The organism is Parabacteroides sp. Y3-G-102, from assembly GCF_023656845.1.
GTDB lineage: Bacteria > Bacteroidota > Bacteroidia > Bacteroidales > Tannerellaceae > Parabacteroides > Parabacteroides distasonis.
The window spans coordinates 41,462-55,306 of record NZ_JAMOKU010000025.1; the positions used below are offsets into that span (position 1 = coordinate 41,462).

Below are 13,845 nucleotides of genomic sequence, written 5' to 3' on the forward strand. Positions count from 1 at the left end.
TAATTTTCACCATTGCGGGATTGCGCCAATAGTCCTAATTTTGCCACAAAATTACGAATAATAAATGATTCAAAGATGAAAAGAACCGTTTTATATGGAGCATTTCTTGTTGGAAGCCTCTCTTTAGCTGCATGTCAGCAGCACAAAGAGTCCAAAACAAGTGAACCGGATTTGACCGGTAAAGTGGCTGAAACAAGCCAAATCACAGACTGTGAGATAAAAGTGGGAGATGTCACTTTTACCAAATCCATCAATGGCGCAGATACATGTGTAACTATACTTACAGACGGAGGATTGAAATTCAGCTGCCCCGAAGGACTTGATTTCTTCTGTGATCCTAATGAAGGTAAGCTGTCCAACAATACACTGCCCGTATTGCTGATTCCAACGGACAATACCAAACCGTTCACGTTGACAGCCAAAGTAACTCCTGAATTCACCATTGAGGGACTTTACAATGCCGCCGACCTCTTTGTGTATGTCAACGATACACTTTGGCAGAAACTTGCCTTTGAGCAGGATGAATATGGCAACCACCGCATCGTGACGGTACGAACACAAGGTACATCCGATGACAACAACCATGATAAGATAGACACAAAATCGGTCTATATGAAAATATCTTCCGATACTCGGACTATCGCCAGCTACTATTCATTAGATAAAAAAGAGTGGCATATGGTGCGTCTGTACCGTAATGAATATCCCGATCAAATATATCTCGGCATCAGTAGCCAGTGTCCGCAACATGGAGGATGCACAAGCCTCATCGAAGATATAACTATCAGCCATGACAACGTGGGTGATTTCCGTATGGGTGAATAAATAAAAGTAAATAATATGAACAAGCGAATATTGATTTTAACCGGCAGCCCACGACGGGGAGGTAACAGCGACCTTATGGCGGACGCTTTTGCGAAAGGAGCATCCGAAGCGGGCAACATTGTTATGCGGTTCGATACTGCGCATAAACATATTCAAGGATGCAGAGCTTCCGATAATTGTTTCAGCAAGGAGAATAAAGCCTGTATTTTTAATGATGATTTCAATGAATTGGCATCTTTGATGGCAGAAAGTGATGTCATCGTATTCTGCACACCTCTTTATTGGTACTCGTTTCCTGCCCAGATAAAAGCAGCCATAGACAAGTTTTATTCTTTCATCATAGGTAAAAAAGATGTGCCTATTAAGGAATGTATGCTTCTTTCGTGTGGAGAATTGGAAGACCCTCATGTTTTCGATGGCATAGTGCGTTCCTTTGAACTCATTGCACAAGATAGGGGATGGAAAAACAGAGGCCATTATCTTGTAAATAGTGTCAATGAGAAAGGTGCAATTTTGAATACCGAACATCTACAAAAGATATATAATCTGGGGAAAGATTATGATTCCCCAATTGAGTTTTCTTGAGAACAATCGGAGCAAATTCGATTGCGACCGGGATAATCGGTATATAATTCAATACGCAAATTTATTTCATAATGAATTGGAAAGGTATTCTTATAACTTTGGTTTTCAGTATGGTGTCGTGGGGTACGCATGCTGAAAACCTCTTTGTCTCTTTACTGGGGAAGAACGAGGAGGAGGTTAATGAACGGCTCCAGCAAGTATGGAAGCATTTCTTTACACCGTCAGATTTGAACCGTTATGAAGCCGATGATGAAAAATCTGTTTATTACGAGGTCTCGAATAGTACAGCCTTTATTTTGGATACTGGCAACAACGATGTGCGCTCCGAAGGGATGTCGTACGGCATGATGATTAGTGTACAACTGGATCACCGTGAACAGTTCGATAAACTTTGGGAATGGTCGAAACGAAATATGGCATTTGCTCCCGATTCCAAATGGGACGGCTACTTCTGCTGGCAGTGCAAGCCCGACGGTACTAAGATTGGTGGAAGCAACGCTTCGGATGGAGAATTGTATTATGTTACTGCTTTGTTTCTTGCTTCAGAACGCTGGAACGAGCCTCGATACCGTGATGAAGCAAATAAAATATTGACCAAAGTCATGATCAAAGACGGTAGAGAGAGTGGAGTTTATAATCTTTTTGACCTTGACAATGGGCTTATAACTTTCGTTCCCGATCATGCGGGGCATAGTTTTACTGACCCTTCTTATATGCTTCCAGCTTTTTTAGACAAATGGGCACGTACAGCATCTGCCAATCGCTCATTTTGGGAAAAGGCTGCTACGGCAAGCCGCCAGCATCTAATCGCATCAGCCCACCCGGTTACCGGTCTCTATCCCGACTACAGTCGGTTTGACGGCAGAGCTTATGCTTGGCGTCATGCCGCTTATGATACCTCCATTTATATGTTCGATGCCATCCGTTGTCCCATAAACGTAGGTATGGATTATTATCTGTGCGGAAAGGATTGCCACAGACAGAAAGCAGTGATGTACCGTCTTCTTACATTCTTTAAGAACGATGGCTTCAAGCATGGTCATTTCACGCTTGATGGATCCAAGGCTTTCGGACAATACACTTGTGGCATGGCTGGTGCCAATGCCGTAGGAGCCATAACCCTTGCCCAGTCAAATATTCCCGAATATCGCGAACTTGCTCGTGAGTATGTTCAACGCCTATGGGATGTAAAACCGCCGACAGGCAAGTTCCGATATTATGAAGGTTTGGTCTATTTTCTTTCTATGCTACACGTATCAGGACGTTTCTCATTGGACTTCTGACATCAAAATAGATTATAAAAACTCACTATCAAGTGATATTGTTATCTGCCTACGCAATGACAAATATTCATTTGTAGCAAACTTATCAATTTATACAGGGATAAATCTTATTCTATATAATAGGGAATTAGGTATATTTCAAAATCTGAACGAACGGGAGTTCACATATACCGCTGTCCCAGAACGCTTGCTTCTGTATGAAGCAATATACGGAAGTAGGTTACTGTATATTCCTTACATAAATTGATGACAATCTGACGAGTGAAGAATGTCTCATAGAATATACTTTCCTGCAAATAGAAAAGAGTTATAATCTGAGAAAAAGAATTTGAACTGTCAAAGGGAATAACATCAAAAAAATAATTTGAAATAGTATAGCAAAAAAGCTTCGAAGACCATACAGCCCGTAAGCCTATAAAGACCTACGGGCTGTATTATCAATAATCAATGGCAATAACGCATGAATCGACATAACGCTGAAACAAGACACTTCCGTATGCTGACTTCCATAGGCTATCTACTGATAGCTTTGCTGGTAGGCGGCATCATGTACACATGGCTTGGCGAATGGCGAGACATGGAGGGACTGGAAGCCAAAAACCGAGAGATCGATGAATTTCGAAAAGAGGTAAACAATATTCATATTCATTTGATAGAGTTTTCTTTATTAGGTGAAACGATATTGGAATGGGATGATGAAGATTTAGGACTTTACCATGCTCGGCGTATGACAATGGACAGTATGCTTTGTCGGTTCAAAGCTATCTATCCGGTAGAACGCATAGACAGTGTACGCCATTTTCTCGAAGACAAGGAACGGCAGATGTGCCAAATCGTTCAGATACTTGAACAGCAACAAGCCATCAACGATAAGATAACCAGTCAAGTACCTGTAATCGTGCAGAAGAATGTGCAGGAACAGCCCAAGAAATCCAAGCGCAAGGGTTTCTTAGGCATCTTTGGCAAAAAGGAAGAAGCGAAACCAACTGCGACTACTACGATGCTCCGTTCCCTTAATCGGAATATGATAGCTGAACAACAGGCACAAAGCCGCCGTTTGTCGGAACACGCCGATAGTCTTGCTACACGAAATGCGGAACTCAACAGACAACTGCAAGGACTGGTAGTTCAAATGGATGAGAAGGTGCAAGCAGACATACAGAAACGGGAAGCTGAGATAACAGCCATGCGGGAACAATCGTTTATTCAGATAGGTGGCTTGACAGGATTCGTTGTGTTGTTATTGGTAATCTCTTACATAATCATCCACCGAAATATCACCCGTATCAAACGGTACAAACGAGAAACTGCGGATTTAATAGAACAGCAGATACAGTCTATCAAACAAAACGAGGCACTGATTGCCTCTCGTAAAAAAGCCGTTCATACCATCACCCATGAATTACGCTCTCCACTGACGGCAATAACGGGTTATGCCGGACTGATGCGGAAAGACTGCAATACGGATAAAACCGGGACGTATATCCGAAACATTCAGGAATCTTCTGACCGCATGCGTGAAATGCTGAACACCCTGCTGAATTTTTTCCGGCTGGACAACGGCAAGGAGCAGCCGAATTTCTCTCCTTGCCGGATTTCGGCAATCACGCACATTCTTGAAACGGAGTTTACACCCATCGCCATGAACAAGGGGCTGGCTCTTACCATAACCAATCAAACGGATACGGTTGTCCTGACCGATAAGGAACGTATCCTGCAAATCGGCAACAACCTGCTGTCAAATGCCATCAAGTTCACGGAGAACGGTGGCGTTTCTCTGACAACAGACTACGATAACGGTGTCCTGAAACTTATCGTCAAAGATACGGGCACAGGAATGACCGAAGAGGAACAGCAACGGGTATTCGATGCGTTTGAGCGTCTGTCAAACGCCGCCGCAAAGGACGGCTTCGGACTGGGACTGTCCATCGTTCAGCGTATCGTGTCAATGCTCGGCGGCACGATACGGCTGGAGAGCGAGAAAGGCAAAGGCAGCCGTTTCACGGTGAAAATACCCATGCAGACAGCCGGGGAACTGCCGGAAAGGATAAATCAGATGCGGATTCATCATGACCGTACATTCCATGATGTCATTGCCATCGACAATGACGAGGTATTGCTCCTTATGCTGAAAGAAATGTATGCACAGGAAGGGATACACTGCGACACCTGCACCGATGCTGCGGAGCTGATGGAACTGATACGAAAAAAGGAATACAGTCTGCTTCTGACGGATCTGAACATGCCGGAAATCAACGGCTTTGAGCTGTTGGAACTGCTACGCACCTCCAACGTTGGCAATTCAAAGACTATCCCGGTAGTCGTGACAACCGCTTCGGGCAGTTGTAGCAAGGAGGAACTTATGGAACGTGGATTCGCCGGACGCCTGCTCAAACCGTTCTCCATATCGGAACTTATGGAGGTTTCAGACAAATGCACCATGAAAGGCAACCGGAATGAAAAGCCGGATTTCACCTCCCTGCTGTCCTACGGCAATGAAGCCGTCATGCTGGAGAAACTGATAACGGAAACCGGAAAGGAAATGCAGTCGGTCAGGGATGCGGAACAGCGGAAAGACCTTCAGGAACTGGACGCCCTGACACACCACCTGCGAAGTTCATGGGAGATACTCCGTGCCGACCAACCGTTAAGGGAGCTTTATAAACTGCTTCATTGCGATTGCACGCCTGACGATAAAACAATTGGCAATGCTGTAAAAGCTGTACTGGATAAGGGTTCGGAGATAATCCGGCTGGCAAAAGAAGAAAGGAGAAAATACGAAAATGGATAAGACAAAAATCATCGTGGTGGAGGACAACATCGTGTATTGCGAGTTCGTCTGTAACCTGCTGGCACGCGAGGGATTCCGCACCGTGCAGGCTTTCCACCTCTCGACCGCGAAGAAATATCTGCAACAGGCCGCAGACGGGGACATCGTGGTTTCCGACCTGCGCCTGCCCGACGGCAACGGTATCGACCTGTTGCGCTGGATGCGCAAGGAGGGCAGGATGCAGCCCTTTGTCATCATGACCGACTATGCCGAAGTGCATACGGCGGTTGAAAGCATGAAACTCGGCTCACTGGACTACATACCCAAGCAGCTTGTGGAAGACAAACTCGTCCCCCTGCTACGGAACATATTGAAGGAACGGAATATCGGACGAAGCCGTATGCCCCTGTTCTCTCGTGACGGCTCGGCGTTCCAAGCCATCATGAAGCGGATAAGGCTGGTAGCCCCCACCGACATGAGCGTGCTGATCTTCGGGGAGAACGGCACGGGCAAGGAGCATATCGCCCACCTGCTGCACGACAAGGGCAAGCGGGCAGGAAAGCCGTTTGTGGCTGTGGACTGCGGTTCGCTCACCAAAGAGCTTGCGCCGTCGGCTTTCTTCGGACACGTCAGAGGGGCGTTCACGGGTGCGGACAGTGCTAAGAAAGGTTATTTCCATGAAGCGGAAGGCGGCACGCTGTTCTTGGACGAGGTGGGCAACCTCGCACCGGAAACCCAGCAGATGCTTCTGCGTGCCATACAGGAACGGCGGTTTCGTCCCGTTGGCGACAAGTCTGACCGGAGTTTCAATGTCCGCATCATCGCCGCCACCAACGAGGATCTGGAGAAGGCGGTCAATGAAAAGCGTTTCCGGCAGGATCTATTATACCGCCTGCATGACTTCGAGATAACCGTCCCGCCGTTGCGCGACTGTCAGGAGGACGTCATGCCGCTGGCTGAGTTCTTCCGCGAAATTGCGAACCGGGAACTGGAATGCGATGTCATCGGTTTTGACGGGGAAGCCCGCAAGACATTGCTGACCCATGCGTGGCCGGGCAATGTCCGCGAGCTTCGTCAGAAAATCATGGGCGCGGTGTTGCAGGCACAGACGGGTCTTGTCACGAAAGAGCATCTGGAACTTGCCGTGACAAAACCTAACTCACCTGTTAGTTTCGCCCTGCGCAGCGATGCGGAAGACAAGGAGCGTGTCTTACGCGCGTTGAAGCAGGCGAACGGGAACCGCAAGGTTGCCGCCGAACTGCTCGGGATAGGACGTACGACGCTGTACAACAAACTGGAAGAATATGGATTGAAGTATAAATTTCAGCAATCATAGCCGGTAATTCGCTGAATTTCCTTATCTTTGTTCGGGCAAATCTAAAATTACATATATGGTTAATATTGAGAATAGAGATATAGAGGCTGAGATTATAACTGATAATCAGTCTGATAGCGAGGATATTCAAACAGTGGATGTCTCTGATGTAGTTGTCTATGCTAGAGATTGGACTATTGAAACAATATTCAATCAAATCAATATCGAAAATATAGACCTAAATCCCAAATTTCAAAGAAGAAATGCTTGGAATGATGACAAACGAAGTAAACTTATAGAATCAATCATAATGGGGTATCCTGTCCCGGAAATTGTTTTAGCAGAAAATCCAAATAAGAAACGCTCATTTATAGTTATAGATGGTAAGCAGAGACTGCTTACCCTTGCGGGGTTTATTGACAATAATAAATATAAGTATTGGGATAAACCAGTATTAAAAGGATTGAAAGTGTTGAAGGATCTTAACAAATTGAAATATGTAGATTTGGATGAAAAGTCTAAACGCGAATTTGATAATTCTTCATTACGCTGTACTGTCATAACAAATTTTAAGGATATCCAGATTCTGTATGATATCTTCTATAGACTTAATTCTGGATCAGAATCCTTATCTACACAAGAATTGCGACAGGCACTTAACAAGGGAGAGTTTGCTGATTATTTAGTTGAAACTACGAACACACTACAACCAATTCATTCTGTTATGAATTTATCAGAACCTGACAAAAGACTTCGGGATATCGAAAATTTACTAAGATTATTTGCTTTTACCATGTATCCTAAAGAATACAAGGGTAATTTAAAGAAATTCTTAGATGACAAGATGGGAGATATTACAAAAAATTGGGGAGAGACACATCTTAAAATAAAGGAACAATACGAGAAAATAAATTCTGCAATAGATTTGCTAAAAGAAACATTTGGGGATTATAAAATTATTGGTAGGAAATATGACGAAGATGCTTTCTCTAATAGATTTAACAAAGTGCTATTTGAGGTGGAGATTTTTTATTTTCTTCATTTAGATAAGAACATCCTTTCAAGTAAAGAGACGTTTATAACTGCCTTAAAAAAACTCTGTACAGAAGATGCTGATTTTAGAGCCTCTATTGAGAGTTCAACAAAAAATATCGAATATTACAAAATAAGATATGCTAAATTTCAAGAATTGATAAATAAATCTTTCAGGCTAAACTTAGCAATTAATCCTTTTTTGTAATTTATGGTAGACGTTAAAGAGTCATTGGACAAATTGGAAATGTATTTATTGGAACTCGAAGATAAATATATAGATATCCATACAGATCCTTTGGAAAATCCAGAAATGTACAAATTGGATATTAGAAGTTTTTGTGTGCTTTCTCATGCAGCTTTTGAAGAGTTTGTAGAAAATATATGTTTATATACACTCAATGAAATTGAAGATAAATTTGTAAACACACAACGTATCAGTTATTCCACATTATGCTTGTTGCACTTTTATGGAAATAGCAAAACAATAGATAATGAAAGTTGGAATGATGACGAAAGAATTTATGATTATTTATTAGCTCAAATAAGAAGTATAAAAAGCGATTTTTCTAAGTATATTATGAACCAAAATCATGGTGTGGGCTTAAAATATCTCAAAAGGTTATTAGTTCCATTAGGATTATATGCGCCATTGGATATTAGATTTTCTTCCGCATTAGATAATTTGACTCAATCGAGGGGCGGTTATGCACATACATCTCATCGTAATATTAGAAGTTTATCTCCAGAAGATGTGAAAATGTATGTTAGAGATGTTTATGATTTGATGGTAGAGTTAGCAAATAAATCTAGAAAAATTTCATATTATAGCATTCACTAGAAATAGGTCATGTAAAGGTCATTCTGTAACAGCGAATTTTTCACAAAATAATTATACTGTCATTTTACATTGGTTTCTGTATGCATTTGATTTGTTTTTTTATTAGGAATAAATTATCTTTGTTCGCAGAAAGGCGTTCTTTTGATATAATGCAAAACAAGATAGAATACAGAACTTCGCTCGTTTCTAAGTCGTTACCTATCACAAGACAGATTTATGCAAGTCATTAAATTTCAATGGTAAAGACAATTTGTAATGTCTCCTTACGTGAAAGGTCACTTTCTTGTTCTTGATGCCGGCGGCTAAAGTCCAGCCTTTTAATACCTGACATATAATCGTGAGGCTAGGTAGATGGAATATCAAGCCGAGCCTGTCATTGTCATTCTCATTCTCCCTTGCGGGAAGGTATTTTATCGCTTCCTCGGACAATGGGAGATAAATAGCCTCTTTCGTCTTTCTTTGTATGATCTGTAAACGGAATTTATCATTTCCTTCTTTTTGCATATCTTCCCATCTAAGAGCGGTCAAGTCGCTGATCCGGAGTCCGCAGAAACAGCAGAACAGAAAAGCCTTTTTTACCTCTGGGCATGCGCAATCTGTCCGGATTAACCTCTTTAGTTCCTCTAGGGTCAAATAAGTACGCAGGCTGGTAGGTTTGTGGGGTTTTTCGTCTGTATCCAGCGAACCACAAGGATTCGAGAGGATCAGCCCTTTTTTGACCGCCTTATTGAGTGTGACATTCAGGAGCCGGTAATAACCGTGAATCGTGAAGTCGCTTTTGAGGTAGGGTTGTTTACGCAAGTGAGCGATGAAACCTTTCACGAAACCGGTATCTATGTCTTTAAGCAAGCATTGCGGCATATAGTCTCTAAGATGATTGGCCAGACTTCTTAATCGTAGGGAATAGGCTTTGTCGCCATGCGCGGATTTATCGGTGTACAATTCCGAGAGGAATTCTAAAAGTGTTTTTTTCCCGAGCCCGTTTATCATACGGACACCATAAATCTCGTTCTGAAGATCAATGATCCGTTGTGCCTTGATACTATTGGCCAAGCGCAAAGTGATCCGGTTCTTATCACGGTCTTCAGGGAAACGTTCCGGGGTGAGGTAGAGCTTGAGGAACTCATAATACCTCTTTCCTTTGTAATAGATGTCCAGATATATGGACAGGTTCGCGTTCGACAGTTTCTTGAACCGGAGCTTTACGGGCTCTTTCGCTTTCATCTCATTCTTTTTTCTTGCCATGATTTTGCTGAATTTAAGTGATTATGTAAGTTTTTCAGTATAGTATTTCCTGATTTCAAGGAAATATCAATATGTTTGTTTCCTGTAATTTAGGAAATAAATCCTATCTTTGTCCTATAAAAAAAGAAAATCATGAGGAAAGATGTCATTAAATCTCTTATTGCCATCAAGCAAAGCGAAATTCCGTTTGATGTGATTGAGCGAGACATAAAGTTACCGATCAACCGAAACAAGATCATTACGGTTCCGGGTGTGCGTCGTTGCGGTAAGTCCACATTAATGGAGATCGCTATCAATGGGCTTGTCCGTGAAGGGGTTTCCCCTAGAAATATATTATGGCTAGGGTTTGATGATGAGCGTTTGAAAAATATGTCATCCGATGATTTGGATGATGTGATAGTTTCATACATGGAGATGTTTCCGGATATACCCATAAAAGATGTGTATATGTTTTTCGACGAGATTCAATTGATTAAGGATTGGGAATACTTCGTCTTGCGTGTCTATAAATCTTATTGTAAGAACATTTATGTGTGCGGAAGCAATGCTACCATGCTGTCCACAGAGTTAAGTTCGGCTCTGCGCGGATATCCCTTGGAATACGAGACCTATCCGCTTTCGTTCAATGAATATTGCCGTTTCAAGGGAATCGCCACTAATAGCTATTTGGAACAGGACAGGGCAAGATTGAAGATGGCTTTCGAGGCATACAATCAGGCAAGCGCTTTTCCCGAAATCGTATTGACGTCATCCCGGTCGGAGCAGTTGAAACTGCTTCACGGCTATTTCGACACGATGATATTGAAGGACTTGGCCGAACATTACAAGATATCCAATACGGGTGTGGTACGGTATTTCGTCAAGCGTGTCATGGCCAATCTCACCAAGCCTACCTCCATCAATGCCATCTACAAGGACATCAAGTCCCAAGGGCTTAAAGTCAGTAAGGATGACCTGTATCTTTGGGCTGATTATATCTGTAACATCTTCATGTTCGCACGAATCTCCAAATACGACCGTTCGCTGGTAAAGGAACAGAAATCGCTTGATAAATACTACTGTATAGATAACGGTATGCGTGGTGCCGTGCTTATGCCGCAGAGCAACGACAATGGGAAAAATCTGGAAAACACCGTGTTCATGCAACTGAACCGGATGCGGCACCCTTCGGACAAGATTGCCTACTATCAAGGAAATTGTGAGTGCGATTTTGTGCTTCAACGGGAGGATAACGTGATACAACTCATACAGGTCACTTGGGATATGGTGGATGCGAGTACGAGAGAAAGGGAAATCAAAGGCTTGCTGGAAGCCGCCTCGGTGACCGGATGCGAGAATCTTATCATTGTCACGAAAGACGAGGAAAATACATTCAATAGAGAAGGCAAGGAGATCAAGGTGATCCCTGCATGGAAATGGGTCTTGCTTTTTTCTTGCCATGATTTTGCTGAATTTAAGTGATTATGTATATTTGTTACTAGGATGATCCGAGTACCATCCCGGTAGCATAAAATACACGGATTGAGCCTTTTTCTATAGGTGAAAGTTGCAAAAGGTAGGGAAACCTATCACTTTTATGAAATTGATACATTTGTCTCTTATTATAGAGAGTTCTGCCTATCAGCGCCACGATATATCCTTCCTATTTTTGCCACATATTAAATGTGGAAATAAAAAAATATTATACAATGAGATTCAAGAGATATATTCTTTTATCGTTGGTGTTATGTGGTCTGGTCGCTTGTTCGGACGATAACACGATAGAGATTCCGGAAGCGCCGGTACTGGAGAAAGCGCAACTGGCCTTGGCGATCAAGAGCGAGAAGGGTGCGATGACGAAGGCGGGAGAGGAGGCTACTCCTACGGACGCGGACGTGAATACGCTTACGGTCGGGGTGTTCGGTACGGGTTGGAGTATGGTATATACGGTGAGCGGTGAGGACATAACGACCTCTACAAGTACAGATGTGACCACGCAAGAAATCGGTCCGAAAGAGGTATATGCGGGTGCGGCAGAAGTTGTTGTCGTGGCCAATGCTTCGGCAAATGTTCAGGCAGCGTTGGCCAATGCCGGTACGAAAGACGCGTTTCTTGCTACGGTGATTAAGCTGGAGGAGGAAACTCTGAAAAAAGGTTTGACTATGAGCAGCGAGGTGCTTACAGTAACTTTGGTTGCGAATACGACTAATTGTATTGGTTATAGTACGAAGCAAGGCGATGATATAACCGTAGGGGGTCAAGCCGGTAAAGAAATTTATGGAGCAGGCCCGGTTCGATTAGTCCGCGATGTCGCTTCGATCGCTTTGGCTTCTGCAGAGATCGACAATCTTAATAATGCGAATTATATAAGTAAAGACTTTGTTTTAAAAGAAGTCTTTATCGCCAGTGCGAAGGGTGTTTCCTGCGTAGCTTCCGCATCCAATTGGGGGGGAATAGAGAAAACATTTGACTTTACAAACACAGGTTTTGGATATTCAAATTATATGGTAGGTAAAGAATTCTCAGGATCTCCGAATATCGACGAGGGTTCTTATAAAAAAGGAACTCAGACAAAAAGAGATGAATTAGCAAAGGCTCATACAAAAGACAATACAGCCTTGAATCATGAATTCTATGTCTATGAAAATAAATTGGGAGAGATCGCTGAAGCGGACAAAGCTTCCGCGAACCGGGATTACGCCAACCACACCTTATTGATCGTAAAAGGAGATTATACCTATCTGCCGAATGGTTTGGCTGATACTGAAACTAATTATGTGAAAAAAGAAAATTGTTATTATGCGATACCTGTAGGAGCGGAAGTTACGATTGACGGGAAAAAAGAAGAAAGCTTCTATGTTAGGCGTAACTACAAATACGCGATCTCCTTAACCATCATCGGCCCCGGTTCCGAGATCCCATACGATCCGATGATCTCCGCCAATGTGAGCGCATCCGTGAAAGTGGAGCCATGGAACGTGAAGACTATCCATGAGGAAGTAGAATAAAACAATATAGGGTAAAATAATTGATAAGAAAAAATTAGGATTATGAAACACATACTGTTTACAAAGAAATTGCTTCTCTCGGTTGTGGCTTTGTTCGCTATTATAGCGACTAGCTGCATCAAGGAGGATTTGGATCAGTGCTATACGCTCAAACTGAAGGTCGAGAATATCAAGGGAGACGATATAACGGAATACGGATGGATGGAATCTACCGATCTGTATATATTCGACGAGAATCTGAATTACTTGGAGAAACATAGCTTGGATAAGAACTTTATCCGTTCCCGCAATGAGATCGTTTTGGATGGCTATACCGCCGATCGTAGTCTACGTATCGTGGCATGGGGCAACGTGAATGCCTTGGGTGAAAAGCAATCCGTATCGGAGGCCCAGACCATAGAGGACTTGAAAGTGATGTTGAAAAGCCAAGATGGTTTGGCGGTTACCCCGGACAGCCTTTATTATGGTAGCGAACAAGTGTTGACAAAAGCCGGAGGCGTAGCGAAGGAGACTGAGATCGTGATTCGTCCGAAAGTGGGTACGGTCACGATCGAGACCCGAGGGTTGCAAGAGCAACTCGGCAGGATGGGGTTGAGAAGTTCCGTGGATTGCGATTTCTACTTGAATAATACATTAAGTGGTTTTGATTACCGTGGCACGCAGATTGGCGATAGCGTATATTATAATCCGGAAGGTGCGTGGAACGAGTCCGGGGTTGAATGGATAACCCCTACTATGCAAACCGCTTGTCCGGGACAGGATATGGCTGTGTCGATAAGCGCCAATGGAGTCTCGTTAGGCTCGGCCAAGGTAGACGAGAATGGTGATCCTATTTATACGAGTGCGGGAGAGAATACCCATCTGATCCTTGAATGGGGTGAGGGCGGAACCTTATCCGTCCGGGCAACCGTTCGTCCTTGGGGAGTAGTGGAAGAAGATATTCCGATGCATTAAAGGGTACC

The 13,845-nt window shown here is 43.2% G+C and carries 11 protein-coding genes; 10 read left to right on the top strand and 1 reads right to left on the bottom strand.

The genetic code is table 11. The annotated features are described in order from the left end of the window. The first annotated feature begins 75 nt into the window (after positions 1–75). The 7 genes from NBH16_RS13665 to NBH16_RS13695 all read left to right on the top strand — a co-directional run bounded on the left by NBH16_RS13665 (position 76) and on the right by NBH16_RS13695 (position 8,651). A complete protein-coding gene (locus NBH16_RS13665; RefSeq protein WP_195211757.1) occupies positions 76–825 on the top strand; it encodes a DUF1349 domain-containing protein in 750 nt (249 codons plus the stop codon). Positions 826–840: 15 nt separating this feature from the next. After that, a complete protein-coding gene (locus NBH16_RS13670) occupies positions 841–1,410 on the top strand; it encodes a flavodoxin family protein (RefSeq protein ID WP_250788740.1) in 570 nt (189 codons plus the stop codon). 71 nt (positions 1,411–1,481) lie between these two features. Next, complete coding sequence (locus NBH16_RS13675) at positions 1,482–2,693, top strand: family 8 glycosyl hydrolase (protein ID WP_052329234.1); 1,212 nt, start codon at positions 1,482–1,484, stop codon at positions 2,691–2,693. 460 nt (positions 2,694–3,153) lie between these two features. Continuing rightward, positions 3,154–5,484, top strand: coding sequence for a hybrid sensor histidine kinase/response regulator (locus NBH16_RS13680; protein ID WP_250788741.1), 2,331 nt, complete (start codon positions 3,154–3,156; stop codon positions 5,482–5,484). Continuing rightward, complete coding sequence (locus NBH16_RS13685; RefSeq protein ID WP_250788742.1) at positions 5,477–6,799, top strand: sigma-54-dependent transcriptional regulator; 1,323 nt, start codon at positions 5,477–5,479, stop codon at positions 6,797–6,799. The genes NBH16_RS13680 and NBH16_RS13685 overlap by 8 nt, the downstream gene beginning before the upstream one ends. Before the next feature lie 55 nt (positions 6,800–6,854). After that, positions 6,855–8,018, top strand: a complete 1,164-nt coding sequence (locus NBH16_RS13690) for a GmrSD restriction endonuclease domain-containing protein (protein WP_128718161.1) — start codon at positions 6,855–6,857, stop codon at positions 8,016–8,018. A gap of 3 nt (positions 8,019–8,021) precedes the next feature. Beyond that, complete coding sequence (locus tag NBH16_RS13695; RefSeq protein ID WP_128718160.1) at positions 8,022–8,651, top strand: HEPN domain-containing protein; 630 nt, start codon at positions 8,022–8,024, stop codon at positions 8,649–8,651. A 201-nt stretch (positions 8,652–8,852) separates the two neighbouring features. On the opposite strand, the gene NBH16_RS13700 is transcribed toward NBH16_RS13695, so the two are convergent. Next, positions 8,853–9,896: a site-specific integrase gene (locus NBH16_RS13700; RefSeq protein ID WP_250788743.1), complete on the bottom strand. Its 1,044-nt coding sequence runs from the start codon at positions 9,894–9,896 to the stop codon at positions 8,853–8,855. Positions 9,897–10,028: 132 nt separating this feature from the next. On the opposite strand from NBH16_RS13700, the gene NBH16_RS13705 reads away from it, so the two are divergent. The 3 genes from NBH16_RS13705 (at position 10,029) to NBH16_RS13715 (ending at position 13,837) form a co-directional block, all read left to right on the top strand. Beyond that, the gene (locus tag NBH16_RS13705) at positions 10,029–11,357 is read left to right on the top strand and encodes an ATP-binding protein (RefSeq protein ID WP_250788744.1); all 1,329 of its coding nucleotides are present in this window, start codon (positions 10,029–10,031) and stop codon (positions 11,355–11,357) included. A 227-nt stretch (positions 11,358–11,584) separates the two neighbouring features. Beyond that, positions 11,585–12,883 (top strand): fimbrial protein, encoded by a 1,299-nt coding sequence (locus NBH16_RS13710; protein ID WP_005867558.1) that lies wholly within the window; start codon positions 11,585–11,587, stop codon positions 12,881–12,883. A 42-nt stretch (positions 12,884–12,925) separates the two neighbouring features. Further along, complete coding sequence (locus NBH16_RS13715; protein WP_250788745.1) at positions 12,926–13,837, top strand: FimB/Mfa2 family fimbrial subunit; 912 nt, start codon at positions 12,926–12,928, stop codon at positions 13,835–13,837. The last annotated feature ends 8 nt before the right edge of the window (positions 13,838–13,845 follow it).